Consider the following 21,222-nt stretch of genomic DNA (forward strand, 5'->3'; position numbering starts at 1 on the left):
CCGGCCGTCGCCGGGCCGGCCGCGGCCGTCAGACGAAGACGACGCTGGACGCCGCCGGGACGGCCACCGAGCCCGCCCGGCGGGGCACGCCCGTGACGGGGTCCACGTCGAACCAGGTGACGTCGCCGGAGTGCTCGTTCGCCGCGTACAGGCGGGTGCCGGACGGGCCCAGCACCAGGTCGCGCGGCCAGCGGCCGCCGCAGGGCACCGAGGCGACCACGTGCGCCCGCTCGCCCGTCCCGTCGAGGGCGAGCACCACGACGGTGTCGGTGCCGCGCTCCGCCGCCCACAGGAACCGGCCGTCGGGGGAGACCACCGGGGCCGACGGCGAGACCGGCCCTTCGACGCCGTCCGGGAACAGCGGGGCCTCCCCGACGGTGTCCAGCGCCCCGGCCGCCGCGTCCCAGCGGCAGACCGTCACGACGGGGCGCAACTCGCCGAGCACGTACGCGTGCCGGCCGGAGGGGTGGAAGGCCAGGTGCCGCGGCCCGGTGCCGGGCGGCAGCGCGGTCTCGGCGTGCACCGCCAGCTCCCCGGTCGCCGGGTCCAGGGCGCAGACCCGCACCGAGTCGGTGCCGAGGTCGACGCTGAGCACCCAGCGCCCCGACGGGTCGGGGAGCACCTGGTGGGCGTGCGGGGCGAGTTGGCGGTCCGGGTGCGGCCCGCTGCCCCGGTGGTGCAGGACGGCGCTCGGGGGCCGCGGGGTGCCGTCGGCGGCGAGCGGCAGCACGCTGACGCTGCCGGAGCCGTAGTTGGCGGTCAGCAGGTGGCCCCGGGCGAGGCTCAGATGGGTGGGGTGGTCGCCGTCCACCGGCACGGGGGCGCCCAGCGGGCGGGGGAGCGGCCCGGCGAGGTCGTGGGCGGTGACGGCGCCGGGCTCCGTCTCGGACACGGCGTAGAGCACCGGGGCGCCCGCCACCTGCCCGACGGTGAGGTAGGAGGGGTCGACGGCGTCCACGGCGCCGGTCACGGTCAGGGCCCCGGTGCCGGGATCCAGCGAGGCCAGCACGATCCCGCGCCCGCCCGTCGAGGTGAACGACCCGATGAAGGCCCGCTCCACGCCCCTGTCCACCACAGCAACCTCCGCCGTCCGCCGTTGCGTTCGGACCCTAGCAGGTGCCCGTGGGGCCGGTCGGACCGCACGGACGCCGTACCGGCCCCCGGCGTGCTCGTCGACGCGCCCCTGGAGCTGTTGTCGGGCCGGGGCGGTCCCACTCGCGGCCCATCCGACCGATTCCGTCGCGTTCCGGCACAGCCGCCCCAGCCATCCCAGTCGTCACAGCAGCCCGGGAAATCACTCGGATATTTCCGCGAATAGTTGTTCGAGTGGATGGTGAGGTCTGAACCCCATATTTTCGGCCAAAGAATTCGCACTCGGCATCGGGTTGTTCCGGGTGTGGCCGGGAGGCAACCAGGGATTTTGTGGTTCCGATTCCCGGTGGAGCCGCTTTCCGTTCAATCGGAAGGGGTTGCGAGCGACTGGGCCGCCGTGAAGACTGTTGCGCGTTCGTCGTCCGGACGTTCGGGACGGCAAGGATTCCGCGACTTCCCGGCCGTGTCGGCGCGTTCCGCGCGACGGTTGCGGGGGCGGATCGCCAATAAGGGGGATGGACATGCCGGATACGGGTAATGGGCAGGTGGCGGCCGGGAGAGCGGCCGGTCGGCGGGGCACGGGTTTCTGTCCGAGCGTTCCGGCGGGGTAAGGGTATTCGGCCGTTCCCGGTTCACCGGGCGCCGTTGCGCGGTCCGCCGTTCATCGGGCCGCGGGGAATTCCGGTCGCATTCGCACCGTCCGCTCCCGGACGCGCCGGGGCGGCCGCGGAACGGCTCCGCGAGGGCGGGTCGGATGCCCGGGGATTCCCGTTCCCGGGCCGCCCGGCCGCCGTCGCCGACCGGTCCCGCGCCGATTCCGCCTCGTTCCCGCACGTCCTGAAGCGGGCGGTGCCGAGGGCCGGGAATTCCCCGCCGTGCCGTGACCCGATCCGCGATTCCATGCGGGCGCCCGGCGCGCCCGCACCCGAGAACCAGTCGACGGGAGCTTCAGCCATGCCGTACGCCAGTCCGGCGCCCACCCGCGAGCGGGCGCCGCTCCTCCCGCGCCGCGAACTGCGGCACCGCCTCGACGTCCTCGCCCGCGCCCACCGGGTGCCCGGAGCCCAACTGGCGCTGGACACCGGCTCGGAGGCCGTCGTCCTGCACACCGGGGTGGCCGACACCGGTACCGGGGCGCCCTTCACCGGGGACACCGCCGTCCCGGTGGGATCGCTCACCAAGCCCTACACGGCGGCCCTGGTGATGCTGCTCGCCGACGACGGCGACCTCGATCTGGACGAACCGGCCGCCGAGCATCTCCCGGAGCTCCGGCAACTGCCCGCAGTAACGATTCGTCACCTGCTGGGCCACACCGGCGGACTGCCCACCGGACCGGACTCCGACGCCGCCGCCCGCACCACCGCGACGCGCTACCTGTCCGCCGTGTGCACCGCCCGGGACGCGCTGTTCCCGCCCGGGACGGACTTCTCCTACTCCAACGCCGGCTACGTCGCCGCCGGGCGCCTGGTCGAGACGGTGACCGGGATGCCCTGGCACGAGGCGGTGCGCGCCCTGCTGCTCGAACCCCTCGGCACCGGACCGGTGTTCGTCGACACGGCCGCCCCCGGCCGGCCGGTCGCCGCCGGGCACGCGCTCAACGCGGCGACCGGCCGGGCCCGGGCCGTCCGGCAGAACCTGGCCCCGCTGGAGGCCCCGGCCGGGGCCCTGCTGGCGAGCGCCGCGGACCTCGCCGCGCTCGGCGCCGCCCTGGTCGGCCGGGCCGAGGCGCTGCCCCCGGAGGTCGCCGAGCGGATGCGCCGCCCGCAGCCCGGCGCCCGGCCCGGAACGCTCGCGGACGGCTGGGGCGCCGGGGTCGCGCTCTACCGGCAGGACGGGCGGCTGTGGTGCGGCCACGACGGCAACGCCATGGGCACCTCCTGCCACCTGCGGGCCGACCCGGACAGCGGCGTGGTGGTCGCCTTCACCGGCAACGCCGGCGCCGCCACCGCCCTCTGGCGCGAACTCGCGGCCGAACTGGACGAGTTGGCCGGGATCCGGGTGCCCGCGGCGATCCCGCCGGTCGGTGCCGGCGGTCCCGTGCCGCTCGCCGGGCCCGCGACCCTCGCCGAGTGCGCGGGCGACTACCGCAACGGCGCGGTCCGCTACCGGGTCGAGTGGGCCGGCGACGGACCGGCCACCCTCGCGGTGGACGGCGACCTGCCGATACCGCTGCGCTGCCACGCCGACCTCCGCTACGACCTGATCGCCCCGGACACCGGCCGGCCCGAGCCCGGCGGCCGCTTCCACCGGGACCCGGCCACCGGCCGGATCGACCGGGTGCAGGTCTCCGGACGCACCGCCCGCCGGACCGCCGCCGGCTGAGCCGGTCGGCCCGCCGCCGCAGAACCGCCACCGCACCGCCTCGCACCACCGCCGTAGAGCCGCCACCGCACCCACCCCGCACCGCCGCCACCGCACCGTTCCCGGGCCCGAGGGCCGGCTACCGCCTGCCCCGGTGCCCGCGTCGTCGCCCCCCTCGGAAGGACCTTCCGCCATGGCCGACCGGCCTGCCCAGCCCGTGCGTCCGTCCGCTCCGCCGCAGGCCGGCGGCACCCCCGCGACCCCGGGGGACGGCGCCCCCCGGACCCTCGACGCGCTGTTCGCCGACCAGGCCGCGCGCACCCCGCACGCGCCCGCGCTGACCGACGGCCGGCGGAGCTGGACCTACCGCGAACTGGCGGAACGCGTCGAGCGGCTGGCCCGCGACCTGCACCGGCGCGGCGCCGGACCGGAACGGACGGTGGCCCTGGTGCTGCCGCGCTCCATGGAGCTGATCGCCGCCGAACTGGCCGCCGCTCGCGCCGGCGCCGCCTTCCTGCCCGTCGACCCGGCCTACCCCGCCGAGCGCCGGGCGCTGATGCTCGCCGACGCCGCCCCCGCGATCGTGCTGGACGACCCGGCCGCGGTCCGCGAGGTCCTGGAGACGCCGGAGACGCCCCCGGCGGGTGAGCCGCACGCCCCGGCCACGGCCGGCACCGACCACCCCGCGTACCTGATCTACACCTCCGGCTCCACCGGCACCCCCAAGGGCGTGGTCGTCACCCACCGCGGGATCGCCGGCTTCACCGCGGCCGCCGTCGAGAACTACGCGGTGGGCCCCGGCGACCGGGTGCTCCAGTTCTCCTCGCCCAGCTTCGACGCCTCCGTGCTGGAGCTGTTCGTCTCCGTCCTCATCGGCGCCACCCTGGTGATCCCCCCGGACGGCCCCTGGCTGAGCGAGGAACTCGCCGCCGTCCTGGACGAGCACCGGATCACCCACGCCCTGATCCCGCCCGCCGCCCTGGCCACCGTCCCCGCCGGAGCCGGCCGCCACCTGCGCACCCTGATCGTCGGCGCCGAGGCCTGCCCCGCCGAACTGGTCGACCGCTGGGCGCCCGGCCGGCGCATGGTCAACTCCTACGGCCCGACCGAGGCCACCATCGTCGCCACCTGGACCGGCCCGCTCACCGCCGGCACCGGTTCGCCCACCATCGGCGGCGCCCTGCCGCACGCCCGGGCGTACGTGCTCGACGAGGCCATGCGGCCCCTGCCGCCCGGCGCCGACGGCGAGCTGTTCCTCGGCGGCGAGGGCGTCGCCCGCGGCTACCTGGCCCGCCCCGGCCTGACCGCCGCCCGCTTCGTCGCCGACCCCTTCGGCCCGCCCGGCGCCCGGCTCTACCGCACCGGCGACCGGGCCCGCCGGAACGCCGACGGGGAGCTGGAGTTCCTCGGCCGGCTCGACCGGCAGGTCAAGGTCCGCGGCTTCCGGATCGAGCCCGGCGAGATCGAGGCCGCGCTGCGCGCCCACCCCGCCGTCGACCAGGCCGTCGTGGTGGTCCGCGAGGACGAACCCGGCCACCCCCGGCTGGTCGGCTACGCCACCCCCGCCGACCCGGAGCGCGCCCCCGACCCGGCCGAACTGCGCACCGCCCTGGCCGCCGCGCTGCCCGCCCACCTGGTGCCCGCCGCCGTCGTCGTGCTGGCCGCGTTCCCGCTCACCCCGCAGCTCAAGATCGACCAGCGGGCGCTGCCCGCACCCGCCCGCCGGGCCGGCACCGGACGGCTCGCCCCGCGCACCGAACGGGAACGCGCCCTGGCCGCCGTCTGGGCCGAGGTCCTCGGCCTCGACGCGGTCGGCGCCGAAGACGACTTCTTCGACCTCGGCGGCGACTCGATCCTCGCCGCCCGCACCCTGACCCGGACCGCCGAGCGGCTGGGCGTCCGGCTCACCCTGCGGGACGTCTTCACCGCCCGCACCGTCGCCGCCCTCGCCCCGCTGCTCGACCGGCCGGCCGCCGCCGCACCGGCCGGGCCGATCCCGCCCGCCCCGCCCGGCGAGCCGCTGCCGCTGTCCAGCGCCCAGCGCCGGCTCTGGTTCCTGGACGACCTCACCCCCGGCGGCACCGGGAACAACACCGGCGTCGCCCTGCGGCTGCACGGCCCCCTCGACCAGGACGCCCTCGGCCGGGCCCTGCGCCGGCTCACCGCCCGGCACGACTCGCTGCGCACCACCGTCGTCACCCTCGACGGGCAACTGGTGCAGCGCGTCGCCGACCAGGCGGAGCTGCCGCTGCGCACCGAGGACCTCGAAGCCCGGCCCGCCGGGGAGCGCGCCGCGGCCGCCGAACGGCTGCTGGCCGAGGAACTGGAGCGGCCGTACGACCTGACCCGGGGCCCGCTCGCCCGGGTGCTGCTGGTCCGGCTCGCCGCCGACGAGCACCTGCTGCTGCTGGCCCAGCACCACATCGTCACCGACGGCTGGTCGGTGGGCGTGCTCACCCGCGAACTGGCCGCCCTCTATCGGGCGGAGGCCACCGGCGAGCCGGACGGCCTGCCCGCCCCCGCCCTCCAGTACCCCGACTTCGCGCACTGGGAGCAGCACCACCGCACCGACCACGCGGCGGACCTCGCCTACTGGAAGCGCGCCCTGGCGGACCTGCCGACCCTGCGGCTGCCCACCGACCGCCCCCGGCCCGACCGGCGCACCGGCAACGGCGCGGCGCACCGCCACCACCTCCCGGCCGACCTGGCCGACCGGCTGCGCCACCTCGCCGCCGGCCGCGGCACCACCGTGTTCACCCTGTTCGCCGGCGCCTGCGCGCTGCTGCTCTCCCGCCACACCGGCCAGCGGGACGTCGCCTTCGGCACCGTCACCAACGGACGGGACCGCCGCGAACTGGAGGAGGTGACCGGCTTCTTCGTCAACACCGTGGTGCTGCGCGGCGACGTGGACGAGCGGGCCACCGTGGACAGCTTCGTGGAGGGCATGCGCACAACCCTGCTGGACGCCTTCGCCCACGCCGGGGTGCCCTTCGACCGGGTGGTCGAGGAGCTGGCACCGCCGCGCGACCCCAGCCGGACCCCGCTGGTCCAGGTCGTGGTCGTCCAGCAGACCTCCGCCGCCCCGGCGCCCACCGGGGGCCTGCGGTTCACCGACCACCCGCTGCCGCGCGCCGCCGCCCGCTTCGACCTGGTGCTGGAGTTCGCCCCGGACCAGGCCGGCGGCTGGGTGCTGACGGTGGAGTACAACACCGACCTGTTCGACCGGCGGACCGCGGCCGCCCTGGCGCGCCACCTCCACCGCCTGCTGGCCGGGATGGCGGACGGGCCGCAGCGCACCCTCGCCGAACTGCCGATGATCCCGGGCGACGAGCAGCGCGCGCTGCTGGACGCCGGGCGCACGCCCGTACCGCCCGAGGGCGCCGCCCGGCCCGGGTGGACCCGCGGCTACGTCCTCGACCGCGGGTTGCGCCCCCAACCCGACGGCGTCCCCGGCGAGCTGTACCTCGCCGGCGGCCTCCCCCCGCAGCCGGGGGAGAGCGCCGAGCGGTTCGTCGCCGACCCGTACGGCGCGCCGGGGGAGCAGCTGTACCGCACCGGCGAGCTGGTCCGGTGGACCGCCGACGGCGAGCTGGAGCACCTCGGCCGGGTCGAGCAGTGGGCCCGGCCCCGCCACCAGGAGACCGACCCCGAGGAGGTCGCCGAGGCGCTGCGGCGCTGCCCGGGCGTGGCCGAGGCGGCCGCCGTCCTCACCGAGGGTACCCGGCGGCTGGTCGGCTACGCGGTGCCCGTCCCCGGCGGCCGGATCGACCCCGAGGCGGTGCGCCGCACCCTCGCCCTGACCCTGCCCGACCGGCTTGTCCCCGCCGTCGTGGTGCCGCTGCCCGCCCTGCCGCTCGACCCCGACGGCACGCTCGACCGCGGCCGGCTGCCCGACCCCGGCCCGGCCGCGCCCGCCGTCCGCCACGTCGCCCCCCGCACCCCCGCCGAACGCGCGCTGGCCGGCATCTGGGCCGAGGTGCTGCGGCTGGACCGGGTCGGCGCCGACGACAACTTCTTCGACCTCGGCGGCGACTCCATCCTCGGCATCCAGGTGGTGGCCCGCTCCCGGCAGGCCGGGCTGGCGGTCACCTCCCGCGACCTCTACCGCCACCAGACGGTCGCCGCGCTGGCCCGCGCCGCGGAGGACGCCGAGGCCCCGGCCGCGCCCGCGCCGGTGGCCGCCACCGGGCAGGCCGTGCCGACCCCGATCCAGCGCTGGTGGCTCGGCCGGGCCGGCGCCCGAGCCGGCCACTTCGGCCAGGCGCTCTCCCTGCTGCTGCCCGGCGACCTGGACCGGGCGGCCCTGGAGGAGGCCCTGAACGACCTGGTCGCCCACCACGACGCGCTGCGCTCCGCCTTCACCACCCCGGACGGAACCGGGGCCGTGCACTGGCGGATCCAGGAGCCGACGCGCCGGATCACCCTTGCCCGGCACACCGGCCCGGACGACGACACCCCGCACTTCGGCCCGTACGACCTGGCCGGCGGCGCGCCGCTGCTGCGCGCCGTGCTGCACGAGCGCGCCGGGGGCCGGCCCCCGGTCCTGCACCTGGCCGTGCACCACCTGGTGGTCGACGGCGTCTCCTGGCGGGTGCTGCTGGAGGACCTCGACACCGCCTACCGCGCCCGCCGAGAGGGCCGGGACGGCGCGCGGGCCCTGCCGGCGAAGTCCTCGCCGCTGCGCCAGTGGGCCGAGCGGCTGAGCGCCTTCGCGGCCGAGGGCGGCTTCGAGGACGAGTGCGGGTACTGGGCGCGGGCGGTCCCCCCGCGGAGCGCCCCCGAGGCCTTCCCCGCCGAACTCGACGGCCCCGACACCTACGCCTCCGAACGCTCCGTCACCGTCCGGCTGAGCCCCGCCGACACCGCCGCCCTGCTGCGCACCCTGCCCGACACCTACCGCACCCAGGCCAACGACGTGCTGCTGAGCGCGCTCGGCCGGGCGCTGTGCGGGGCGAGCGGGCTGGAGCAGGTCGTGGTGGACGTCGAGGGCCACGGGCGCGAGGAGCTGTTCCCCGAGCTGGACCTCGGCCGTACGGTCGGCTGGTTCACCACCCGCCACCCCGTCGCCCTGGCCGTCCCCGCCGGAGCCGACTGGGACACCGTCCTCAAGCAGGTCAAGGAGCGGCTGCGCGCCGTCCCCCGGCGCGGCCTAGGCTTCGAGGCGCTGCGCCACCTCGGGCGCCCCGGCACCGCGCCCGACGTGCCGGCCGCCCGGATCGGCTTCAACTACCTCGGCCGCATCGCCTTGCCGGACGACCCGGACGGGCTGTTCCGCGGCACCTTCCGGCCGCTGGAGCTGGACGCCGACCCGGCCGTCGAACGCCCCCACCCGCTGGAGGTGGTCGGCCGCCTCGACGGCGACGCGCTGGAGTTCACCTGGTTCCACTCCGCCGCCGTCCACCGCCGCGCGACCGTCGAGGCGCTGGCCCGGCGTTTCGCCGAGGAGCTGGCCGACCTCGCCCGCCACGCGGCCCGGCCCGGCTCGGCCGGGCGTACCCCGTCCGACTTCCCGCTGGCCCGGCTCGACCAGGCGGCGGTGGACCGGATCACCGGCGCCGACCCGGGCGCGGTCGAGGACGTCCTGCCGCTCACCCCGACCCAGTCCGGCATGCTCTTCCACGGCCTCGCCGAGGAGGACAGCGGCGCCTACTTCCAGCAGCTGGACTTCGTCCTGGACGGGGTGCCCGACCCGGCGCGCCTCGCCGAGGCCTGGCAGTGGGTCACCGACCGCACCGCGGTGCTGCGCGCCCACGTCCGCTGGCAGGAGGTGCCCGAGCCGCTGCTGGTGGTGCACCGCCGGGTGGCGGTGCCGGTCACCCACCTGGACTGGCGCGAGCTGCCCGAGCGGGAGCGCCGGGACCGGCTGGCCGAGCTGCTGGACCGCGACCGGGCCCGCGGCCTCGACCTCGGGCGGGCCCCGCTCCAGCGGCTGCTGCTGATCCGCCTCCCGGAGGACCGCGTGCGGGTGCTCTGGTCCTTCCACCACCTGGTCCTGGACGGCTGGAGCCTGTTCCAGGTGCTCTCGGACGTCTTCGCGGCGCACGCCGCCCTGGCCCGCCCGGGAGCGGACGGCGACGTCCCGTACGGCACCGTGCCGGAGCGCCGGCCCTACCGCGACTACCTGGCCTGGCTGGCCGGGCGCGACCACGCGGAGGCCGAACGGCACTGGCGCGACCGCCTCGCCGGGCTGGCCGAGGCGACGCCGCTGCCGTACGACCGCGAGCCGGTGCAGAGCCACCGCGCGGAGTCCACCCGGGCCGTGCCGTTCGCCCTGCCCGCCGCCGCGACCAGGGCGCTGGAGGACCTGGCACGCGGCTCCGGGCTGACCCTCAACACCCTGGTGCAGGGCGCCTGGGCGGTGCTGCTGGGCCGCCAGGCCGGGCGCGCCGACGTCGTCTTCGGCACCACCTCCTCCGGGCGGCCGCCCGAGCTGCCCGGCGTCGAGACGATGACCGGCCTGTTCATCACCACCCTGCCGACCCGCACCACGGTGCCCGCCGACGGCACCCTGCTCGACTGGCTCCGGGCCCTGCAGCGGGAGCAGAGCGAGGACCGGCGGCACGGCTTCGTCCCGCTCACCCGGCTGCGGGCCGGCACCGGACTGCCCGAGCAGACCGCCCTGTTCGACAGCCTGGTGGTCTTCGAGAACTACCCGGTCGACGAGGACGCGGCCGACGCCCACGGCCTGCGGCTGCGCGAACTGGACGGCATCGAGACCACCAACTACCCGCTCGCCCTGCTGGCCTACCCGGGCCCGGAGCTGTCCCTGCGGCTCTGCTACGACCCCCGGCTGTTCGACGAGTCCACGGTGCGGAGGCTGGCCGGGCAGCTCACCGCCGCGCTGACCGCGCTGCCCGAGGGGGCCCACCGGCCGCCCGCGCGGCTGCCGCTGATGACCGCCGAGGAGCGCCGGCGCGTCCTGGTCGACTGGAACGCCACCGCCACCGGGGAACCCGCCGCCGACATCGCCGAACTGTTCGCCGCACAGGTGCTCCGCACCCCCGACGCGGTCGCCCTGGAAACCGCCGAGGAACGCCTGACCTATCGCGAACTCGACGCCCGCGCGGCTGAGTTGGCCGGACGGCTGACCGCGCGGGGAGTCCGGGTGGAGCAGCCGGTCGGGGTGCTGGCGGAGCGCTCCGTCGAGCTGGTCGTCGCCCAGCTGGCGCTGGTCCGCACCGGCGGGGTCCACGTGCCGCTGGACGGCCGGGCGCCGCGCGAGCGGCTGCACCGGATGCTGGCCGAGGCCGGCGCCGAACTGCTGCTCACCGACGCCCACCGGGCCGGGCAGGCCCTCGAACTGCTCCCCGCCGAGCGGGTGCTGCGGGTGGACCGGCCCGACGGCGCCGCGCCGGCGGCGGCCCCGGCGGCCGTCCACCCCGACAACGTCCAGTACCTGATGTTCACCTCGGGCTCCACCGGCACCCCCAAGGGCGTCGCGGTGCGCCGCCGGGACGTCGCGGCGCTCGCCCTGGACCGCGCCTTCACCGGCCACGACCGGGTGCTGGTGCACTCCCCGCACGCCTTCGACGCCGCCACCTACGAGCTGTGGGTGCCGCTGCTGCGCGGCGGCACCGCCGTCCTCGCCCCGCCGCACGACCTGGACGCCGCCGCCGTCCGGCACGCCGTCACCGAGCAGGGCGTACGCTGCCTGTGGCTGACCGCCGGCCTGTTCCGGCTGCTCGCCCAGGAGGACCCGGGCTGCCTGCGCGGCGCCCGCGAGGTGTGGACCGGCGGCGAGGCGGTGCCCGCCGCCGCCGTCCGCAAGGTCCTGGCGGCCTGCCCCGGCCTCACCGTGGTCGACGGCTACGGACCGACCGAGACCACCACCTTCGCCACCCGCCGGGCCTTCCGGGCCGGCGACGAGCTGCCCGCCGCCCTGCCGATCGGCCGCCCGCTGGACAACACCCGGGTGTACGTCCTGGACGGCGCGCTCCAACCGCAACCCCCGGGCGTCACGGGGGAGTTGTACATCGCCGGAGCCGGCCTCGCGCGCGGCTACGCGGGCCGCCCCGGTGAGACCGCCGCCCGCTACCTCGCCGACCCGTTCGGCCCGCCCGGCGAGCGGATGTACCGCACCGGCGACACCGTCCGGTGGAGCGAGGACGGCGAACTGCACTTCGTCGGCCGCGCGGACGACCAGATCAAGATCCGCGGCTTCCGGATCGAACCCGCCGAGATCGAGGCCCGGCTCACCGCCCACCCGGCCGTCGCCGAGGCCGTGGTCTCGCTGCACCAGGACGGCGGGCGCAAGCGCCTCGCCGCCCACCTGGTGCCGGCCGAGGGCGCCGAACCCCCCGGAGCCGCCGGACTGCGCGCCCACCTGGCCGCCGACCTTCCCGACTACATGCTGCCCGCGGCCTTCGTCACGCTGCCCGAACTCCCGCTCACCGCCAACGGCAAGGTGGACCGCCGGCGACTGCCCGCCCCCGACTGGTCGGCGGGCGGCGACCGCCCCCACCGCGCCCCCGGCACCGCCCGCGAGCGGCTGCTCGCCGGGATCTGGGCGGAGCTGCTCGGGGTCGAACGCGTCGGCCTGGACGACGACTTCTTCCTGCTCGGCGGCGACTCCATCCTGAGCATCCAGGTCGTCTCCCGGGCCCGCGCCGCCGGACTCGCGCTCTCCCCGCGCGACCTGTTCCGGCACCCCACCGTCGCCGCCCTGGCCGCGGCGGCCGGCAGCGCCGTCGCCGTCGCCGGGACCGGACCGGTCAGCGGCGAGGTCGGCCTGACACCGATCCAGCACTGGTTCCTCGACCCGAACCCGCCGTCCGCCAAGCACTTCGACCAGTCCCTGGTGGTGGAGGCCCCCGCCGGGGTCGACCCGCGGGCCCTGCGCCGCGCGCTGGCCGCCCTGTGGGCCCACCACGACGCGCTGCGCTCCCGCTTCGTCCGGGCCGAGGACGGCGGCTGGCGCCAGCACTGCGCCCCCGCCGAGGAGGCGGCCCCCGAGCTGCTGGAGGTCCACGACGCCGCCGACGAGGCCGCCGTGACCGGGGCCGCCCACGCCTCCTTCCGACTGGACGGCGGCCCGCTGCTCACCGCCCGGCTGTTCACCGCCGCCGACGGCACCCGGCCCGACCGGCTGCTGCTGGCCGTCCACCACCTGGTGGTCGACGGCGTCTCCTGGCGGGTGCTGCTGGAGGACCTGGAGACCGCCTACCGGCAGGCCGTCGAGGGCCGTCCGCTGCGGCTGCCCGCCCGCACCAGCTCGGTGCGGGAGTGGACCCGCCGGCTGGCCGAGCACACCGCGGCCGGCGGCTTCGCCGGGCAGCGCGCCCACTGGGCCGCCGCCGCCCGGGCCTGCGCCCGGCCGCTGCCGGTGGACGGCGACGGCGGCAACACCGCCGCCGACCTGCGCGAGGTGACCGTCCGGCTGGACCGCGAACGCACCGACGCCCTGCTGCGCGAGGTCCCCGGGGTCTACCGCACCCGGATCGACGACGTGCTGCTCACCGCCCTCGGCCGGGTGCTCGCCGAGTGGACCGGGCACGCCACCGTCGCCGTCGGCCTGGAGGGCCACGGCCGCGAGGACCGGCTGTTCGACGGCCTCGACCTGTCCCGTACGGTCGGCTGGTTCACCTCGCTGTACCCCGTCGCCCTCGACGTCCCGGCGGGGGACTGGGGCACCGCCCTGAAGGCCGTCAAGGAGCAGCTGCGGGCGGTGCCCGACCGCGGCCTCGGGTACGGCGCGCTGCGCCACCTCGCCCGGGACGAGGCGCTCGCCGACGCGCCCGCCCCCGGCATCAGCTTCAACTACCTGGGCCGCTTCGACTGGTCCGCCGACGGCGCCGCCCTGGTCCGCGCAGTCCCCGGCGGCCTCGGCGGCGCGCAGGCCCCCGGCGCCGAGCGCCCCCACCTGCTGGACGTGGTCGCCCGGGTCGAGGACGGCCGGCTGGAGATCGGCTGGTACTACAGCGCGGGCCGGCACCGTCCGGACACCGTCGAGGGGCTGGCGCGGGCCGTGCTGCGCGCGCTGGAGGAGATCGTCGCGCACTGTGCCGAGCCCGGCGCCGGCGGCCGCACCCCCTCCGACTTCCCGCTCGCCCGCCTGGACCAGGCGGCGGTGGACCGGATCGCCGGGGACGGCCGGTCGGTCGCCGACGTCCTCCCGCTCACGCCGATGCAGGCCGGGATGCTCTTCCACAGCCTGCTCGACCCGGACGGCGACACCTACGTCAACCAGGTCCAGCTGGTGCTGACCGGCGTCACCGACCCGCACGCGCTGGCCGAGGCCTGGCAGCAGACCGCCGACGCCAACGCGATCCTGCGCACCCGGCTCAGCTGGCAGGACGGCGCCGAACCGCTCCAGGTCGTCCAGCACCGGGCCGCCGTCCCGGTGACCCACCACGACTGGACCGGCCGCCCCGCCGGGCAGGTCGAGCGGGACACCGCCCGGCTGCTCGCCGAGGACCGGGCCGCCGGGATCGACCTCGGCGCCGCGCCGCTGCTGCGGCTGGCCCTGATCCGGCTGGCGCCGGGCCGGGTACGGATGGTGTGGACCTTCCACCACGTGCTGCTCGACGGCTGGAGCGCCGCCCAGGTCTTCGACGAGGTCTGCGAGCGCTACGCCGCGCTGACCGCCGGCCGCCGCCCCGCCCCGGCCGAGCGGGCCCCCTACGCCGACTACCTGCGCTGGCTGGCCGGCCAGGACCGGGCGGGTGTCGAACGGTACTGGCGGGACGTCCTGGCCGGCTTCCCCGCCCCCACCGAACTGCCCCGGGACCGCCGCCCGGCCGGCGCCCACCGCGCCTCCTCCTCGGCCTCGGTACGGGTCGCCCTCGGCCCCGAGCTGTCCGAGCGGTTGCGCGGCACCGCCCGGCAGGCCGGGCTGACCGTCAACACCGTGCTCCAGGGCGCCTGGGCGCTGCTGCTCTCCCGCTACGGCGGCGGTGACGACGTGGTGTTCGGCACCATCGTCTCCGGCCGGCCCGCCGAACTCCCCGGCGTCACCTCGATGGTGGGCCTGTTCATCAACGCCCTGCCGACCCGGGTGCGGATCGACGCCCGGCGCCCGCTGCTGGAGTGGCTGCGGGAGGTGCAGGACCACCAGTCCGAGGCCCGGCGGCACGACGCCGTCTCGCTGGCCCAGCTCCAGGGCTGGAGCGAACTGCCCGGCGGCACCGCCCTGTTCGACAGCATCGTGGTCTTCGAGAACTACCCCTTCGACGCCCGGTCGCCGGCCCGGCACGGCCTGGGCGTGGAGACCGAGCACGTCCTGGAGCCGACCAGCTACCCGCTCAGCGTGGTGGTGGCGCCCGGCGAGTCCATCGAGATCGGCCTGGACCACGACCCGGCCGCCTTCGACACCGCCACCGTCGAAGGGCTCGGGGCGAGCCTGCGCACCCTGCTCGCCGGGATGGCGGCCGGCCTCGACCGGCCGGCGGGCGAACTGCCGCTGCTGGACCCGGCCGAGGGGCGCGCCCTGCTGGAGCGCCTCGGCGGGGCGGTGCGCCCGGCGCCCCGGGACACCCTGCCGGCGGCCTTCGCCCGGCAGGCCGCCCGCACCCCCGACGCCCCGGCGGTCCGCTCCGGCGGCGAACAGCTGACCTACCGGGAACTGGACGAGCGCTCCAACCGGCTGGCCCGGCTGCTGATCGAGGCCGGGGCCGGCCCCGAGCGGTTCGTCGCCCTCGCGCTGCCCCGCACCGTCGAACTGGCCGTGGCACTGCTCGCCGTGCTCAAGAGCGGCGCCGGCTACCTGCCGGTCGACCCCGGGTACCCGGCCGAGCGGATCGCCTACCTCTTCGAGGACGTCCGGCCCGACGCCGTGGTCACCCGCGCGGCGACCGCGGAGCGGCTGCCCGACGGCCCGTCCACCCGCATCGTGCTGGACGACCCGGCCTGCCGGGAACGGCTGGCCGCCGCCCGCGCGGACGCCGTGACCGACCGGGAGCGGCACGGCGCCCTGCGGCCGGAGCACCCGGCGTACGTCATCCACACCTCGGGCTCCACCGGCCGGCCCAAGGGCGTGGTGGTCGCCCACGCCTCGGTGCTCGCCCTGACCGACTGGGCCGCCGCCGAGTTCGCCGGCCGGGGCCTGGAGCACGTGCTCGCCGCCACCTCGCTCAACTTCGACGTCTCGGTGTTCGAGATCTTCGCGCCGCTGCTGTCCGGCGGCCGCGTGGAACTCCTGCGCGACCTGCTCGCCCTGGCCGAGCACCCCGCCGGCGCCGGGCCGGAGCCGGGCCCCCGGCGGGCCGGCCTGCTCAGCGCGGTGCCCTCGGCGCTCGGCGGACTGCTCGCCGACGGCACCGTCCACCTCGGCGCCGACACCGTGGTGCTGGCCGGCGAGGGACTGCCCGCCCGCACCGTGCGCGTGGTCCGCGAGGCAGTCCCCGGCTGCCGGGTGCTGAACGTCTACGGCCCCACCGAGGCCACCGTGTACGCCACCGCCCACCTCTGCGACCCCGCCGACCCGGACCGCGACCCGCCCATCGGCCGACCGGTCGGCGGCGCCCGGGCCTACGTCCTGGACGAGCGGCTGCGCCCGGTGCCCGTCGGCGCGCCCGGCGAGCTGTACCTGGCCGGCACCGGCGTGGCGCGCGGCTACCTGCGCCGCCCCGGGCTGACCGCCGGGCGCTTCCTGTCCGACCCGTACGGCCCGCCCGGCAGCCGGATGTACCGCACCGGCGACCGGGTGCGCTGGAGCGCCGACGGCGGGCTCGACTACCTCGGCCGCGCCGACGACCAGGTCAAGGTGCGCGGCTTCCGGATCGAACTCGGCGAGGTCGAGGCCGCGCTGGCCCGCCACCCCCGGGTGTCGGCGGCGGCCGCCCGGGTGGTCGACCAGGACGGCCACCGGCGGCTGGTGGGCTACGCGGTGCCCCGCGACGGCGCCGCCCTGCCCGACCCGGCCGAGTGGCGCGCCTTCCTCGGCCGCACCCTCCCCGACCACCTGGTGCCCGCCCTGGTGGTGCCGCTGGAGCGGCTGCCGCTCGGCGCCACCGGCAAACTGGACCGGCGCGCCCTGCCCGTCCCCGCCCCCGCCGCCGGGGGCACCGGCGGCGAGCGGCCGCCGGGCACCGACACCGAGCGGGCCCTCGCGGCGATCTGGCGCGAGGTGCTCGGCGTGCCCGACGTCCACGCGGACGACAACTACTTCGCCCTCGGCGGGGACTCGATCCTCGGCATCCAGGTCGTCTCCGCGGCCCGCCGGGCCGGCCTCGCGCTGACCCCCCGGCACCTGTTCGCCCACCAGACCCTGGCCGAACTCGCGGCCGCCGCCGAGCGCTCCCCGCTCCCGGGCACCGCCGCCGAACAAGGCGCCGTCACCGGCGAGGCCCCGCTCACCCCCGTCCAGCACTGGCTGCTGGACACCCTCGACGGCGACCCGGCCCGGCTCACCCAGTCCGTCTCCTTCACCCTCGCCCCCGGCACCGACGAGGGCACCCTGCGGGCCGCACTGACGGCCGTCCTGGACCACCACGACGCGCTGCGGATGCGCTACGAACCGCTCGCCGACGGCCGGTGGCGCCAGTACGGCACCGAACCCGGCCAGGCCCCCGAACTGCACGTCCACGAGGCGGCCGCGGGCGAGGCGCGGGAGACCGTCCTGCACGACCTCGCCGAGCGGCTCGCCGAGGGCTTCGACCTGGCCGCCGGACCGCTGCTGCGGGCCGCGCTCTGCCGCTTCGCCGGCGACCCCCGCCCGGTGCTGCTGCTGGCCGCCCACCACCTGGTGGTGGACGCGGTGTCCTGGCGGATCCTGCTGGAGGACCTGGAGCGCGCCCACCGCGCGCTGGCCGCCGGCGAGCGGCCCGACCTGGGCGCCAAGAGCACCTCCTTCCGGGCCTGGGCCGAACGGCTCGCCGAGCACACCGCGGCCGGCCGCTTCGACGCCGAACTCCCGTACTGGCAGGGCCTGGTGGACGACGACCTGCCGATCGACCTGGACGGCGCCAACACCGCCGACACCGAGGAGTCGCTGACCGTCGCGCTGGGCGCCGAGGACACCCGCCGGCTGCTCCAGGACGTCCCGGACGCCTACCGCACCCGGGTCAACGACGTCCTGCTCTGCGCCCTCGGCCGGGTGCTGACCCGCTGGACCGGACGGCGCCGGGTACTGGTCGCCCTGGAGGGCCACGGCCGCGAGGACCTCTTCGACGGCCTCGACCTGTCCCGCACCGTCGGCTGGTTCACCGCCATGTTCCCCGTTGCCCTGGAGGTGCCCCGGGCTGCGGGCACCGGCACCGCCCTGAAGGCCGTCAAGGAGGCGCTGCGCGCCGTCCCGGGCGGCGGCCTCGGCCACGGCGCCCTGCGCCACCTCCGGCCGGTCCCGGGGCTGGACCTGCCGCGGATCGGCTTCAACTACCTGGGCCGTCAGGACCGCGGCGCCGCCCCCGGCAGCCTGCTGCTCGCCCCGGCCGGCCCGCTCACCGGCGGGATGGACCGCACCGCCCGCCGCCCCCACCTGCTGGACGTGCTCGGGCAGGTCGCCGACGGCCGGCTCTCCTTCACCTGGTCCTACTCCCGCGCGGTGCACCACCGCCGGACGGTCGCCCGGCTCGCCGCCGAACTCCGGGACGAACTGCGGGAGATCGTCCGCCACTGCGCCGAACCCGGCGCCGGCGGGCGCACCCCCTCCGACTTCCCGCTCGCCGGGCTCGACCAGGCCGCCGTCGACCGGCTGGCCGGCACCGGACGGGAGGTGACGGAGATCCAGCCGCTCACCCCCACCCAGACCGGCATGGTGGTGCACGGCCTGGACGAGGCCGAACACGGCCTGTACGTGGAGCAGATCACCTTCGTCCTGGACGGTGCCCGCGACCCGGGCCTGCTGGCCGCCGCCTGGCAGCACGTCGTCGACCGCACCCCGGTGCTGCGCACCTCGGTGGTGCTGCGCGACGTACCGGTGCCGCTCCAGGTGGTCCACCGGCACGCGGTGCTCCCGGTCACCGAGCACGACTGGAGCGGCCTGACCGAGGCCCGGCGCGCGGCCCGGCTGGAGGAACTGCTCGCCGACCGGCGGGCCCGGCCGCTGGACCTGGACCGCGCCCCGCTGCTGCGGCTCGACCTGATCCGGCTCGGGCCGGACGCGGTCCGCGTCGTCTGGGCCTTCCACCACGTGCTGCTGGACGGCTGGAGCGTCTTCCACGTCCTCGGGGACGTGCTCGCCGCCCACGCCGCGCTCGCCCGGGGCGAACGGCCGGCCCTGCCCGAGCGCCGGCCCTTCGCGGACTACGTCGGCTGGCTCGCCGCCCGCGACACCGGCGCCGCCGTCGAGCACTGGCGCGGCGTGCTGGCCGACCTCACCGCCCCCACCGCGCTGCCCTACGACCGCCGGCCCGCCCCGGGTGACACCGCCCGCTCCGGGCAGTGGCTCTCGCACCGGCTGGACGCGGCCGAAACCGAGCGGCTCCAGGAGTTCGCCCGCCGCCACCGCCTCACCCTCAACACCGTGGTGCAGGGCGCCTGGGCGCTGCTGCTGTCGCGCTGGAGCGGCGAGCGGCGGGTCTGCTTCGGCACCACCGTCTCCGGCCGGCCCGCCGACCTGGCCGGCTCCGACGGCATCGTCGGCCTGTTCATCACCACCCTGCCCGCCCGGGTCACCGTCGACGGTGCCCGGCCCTGCGCCGACTGGCTGCGCACCCTCCAGGAGGAGCAGGCCGAGGACCGCCGGTTCGACCACCTGCCGCTGGCGCGGATGCACGGGCTGAGCCGGGTCCCGCCGGGCACCGAGCTGTTCGACAGCCTGGTGGTCTTCGAGAACTACCCGGTCGGCGACGCCACGGCCGGCGCGCACGGCCTGCGGGTGCGCGAACTGGACGCCCGGGAGGCCACCAACTACCCGCTCACCGTGGTCGTCTCGCCCGGCGAGCGGCTCGCCGTGGAACTCGGCCACGACCCGCGCTTCCTCGACCGGGAGACCGCCGGGCGCCTCGCCGACCAGCTGCTGCACACCCTGTCCGCGCTGGCCGCCTCTGGCGGCACCACCCGGCTGGACGAGCTCGACGTGCTGCCGCCAGGCGAACGGGAGCGGCTGCTGCGCGGCCCCGCCCGACCGGCGACCGCCCCGGTGCCCCCGGCGACCCTGCCCGCCCTGGTCGAGGCCGCCGCCGACCGGTGGCCGCAGGCCGTCGCGCTGAGCGCCGCCGACCGGCAGCTGACCTACGCCGAGGCCGAGGCGCACGCCAACCGGCTGGCCCACCGGCTGATCGCGCGCGGAGCCCGCCCCGGGGAGACCGTCGCCCTGCTGCTGCCCCGCTCGGCCGACACGGTGCTCGCCGAACTCGCGGTGGCCAAGACCGGCGCCGCCTTCCTGCCCGTCGACCCGCACCACCCCGAGGAGCGCATCGAGGCGATGCTGCGCGACGCGGCGCCCGCGCTGACCCTGGACGCCAAGGAGGTCGCCGAACTCCTGGCCGCCGACCCGGCCGGCGCCCCCGGCCACCGCCCCACCGACGCCGACCGCGGCCGCCCGCTCGACCCGGACGACCCGGCCTACGTCATCTTCACCTCCGGCTCCACCGGCACCCCCAAGGGCGTCGTGGTCACCCACCGCGGCCTCGCGGCCTTCGCCGCCGCCGAGGCCGAGCACTACCGGCTCGCCCCCGGCGACCGGGTGCTGGCCTTCGCCACCCCCAGCTTCGACGCCTCGGTGCTGGAACTGTGCCTGGCCCTGCCGCACGGCGCCCGGCTGGTGGTGCCCGAGCCCGGCCCGCTGCTCGGCGCCCAACTGGCCGGGCTGCTCCGGGCGGAGCGGATCACCCACACCCTGCTGCCGCCCGCCGCCCTCGCCACGCTGCCCGCCGACACCCCCGGCAGCCTGCCCGCGCTGAAGACCCTGATCGTCGGCGCGGAGGCCTGCGGCGCCGACCTGGTCGCCCGCTGGGCCCCGCACCACCGCATGGTCAACTCCTACGGCCCCACCGAGGCCACCGTGGTCGCCACCTGGTCCGCGCCGCTGACCGCGGACGGCGCCGCCCCGCCGATCGGCCGCCCGCTGCCCGGCACCGGCGCGTACGTCCTGGACGCCCGGCTGCGGCCGGTGCCCGACGGCGTCCCCGGCGAGCTGTGGCTGAGCGGACCGGCCCTGGCCCGCGGCTACCTCGGCCGCCCCGGCCTGACCGCCGCCCGCTTCACCGCCGACCCGTACGGGCCGCCCGGCAGCCGGATGTACCGCACCGGGGACCTGGTGCGCCGCGACCGCCACGGCGAACTGCACTACCTGGGCCGCACCGACCACCAGCTGAAACTGCGCGGCCACCGGATCGAGGCGGGCGAGGTGGAGGCCGTGCTGACGCGCCACCCGGCCGTGCTGGACGCCGTGGTGAGCGTCCGGGAGGACGAGCCCGGGCTGCCCCGGCTGGTCGCCCACCTGCTGGCGGCCCCCGGCACCGAGCCGCCGACCGGCGCCGAACTGCGCGCCCTGGCCGCCCGCTCGCTGCCCGGCCACATGGTCCCCGCCGCCTTCGCGGTGCTGGAGAGCTTCCCGCTCACCGCGAGCGGCAAGACCGACCGGGCGGCCCTGCCCGCCCCCGGCCCCGGCGAGGCCGAACCGGCCGGACGGGTCGAACCCCGCACCCCCACCGAGGAGGCGGTGGCGGAGATCTGGGCCGCGGCCCTGCACACCGCCGTCGGCGCCACCGACGACTTCTTCCAGCTGGGCGGCGACTCCGTGCGCGCCCTGCTGATCGCCTCCCGGGCCAACGATGCCTTCGGCGTCACGCTCACCCCCCGCGACGTACTGGTCTCCCGCACCGTGGCCGCCCTGGCGGACCTGGTGGAGGACCTGGTGCTGAGCGAACTCGAAGCCGCCGCGCTGGGCGGACCCGACGAAGCCGCCGCCCCCGGCAGCCCCGACGATGACGAACGGTGAGGAGCCGA

At 77.5% G+C, this 21,222-nt stretch carries 3 protein-coding genes; 2 read left to right on the top strand and 1 reads right to left on the bottom strand.

Annotated features, from left to right (window positions below):
• Positions 1 to 28: 28 nt before the first annotated feature.
• On the bottom strand, positions 29 to 1,075 hold the full coding sequence (locus ACFY0X_RS28565) for a lactonase family protein (protein ID WP_387758788.1): 1,047 nt from the start codon (positions 1,073 to 1,075) through the stop codon (positions 29 to 31).
• Positions 1,076 to 2,046: 971 nt separating this feature from the next.
• On the opposite strand from ACFY0X_RS28565, the gene ACFY0X_RS28570 reads away from it, so the two are divergent.
• Both ACFY0X_RS28570 and ACFY0X_RS28575 read left to right on the top strand, forming a co-directional pair.
• Positions 2,047 to 3,414: a serine hydrolase domain-containing protein gene (locus tag ACFY0X_RS28570; protein WP_387758790.1), complete on the top strand. Its 1,368-nt coding sequence runs from the start codon at positions 2,047 to 2,049 to the stop codon at positions 3,412 to 3,414.
• A 172-nt stretch (positions 3,415 to 3,586) separates the two neighbouring features.
• Entirely contained in the window at positions 3,587 to 21,214 is a 17,628-nt protein-coding gene (locus ACFY0X_RS28575; RefSeq protein WP_387758792.1) for a non-ribosomal peptide synthase/polyketide synthase, read from the top strand.
• Positions 21,215 to 21,222 lie beyond the last annotated feature (8 nt).

Origin of the sequence: Kitasatospora sp. NPDC001547 (assembly GCF_042894165.1) — a bacterium.
Classification (GTDB): Bacteria; Actinomycetota; Actinomycetes; order Streptomycetales; family Streptomycetaceae; genus Kitasatospora.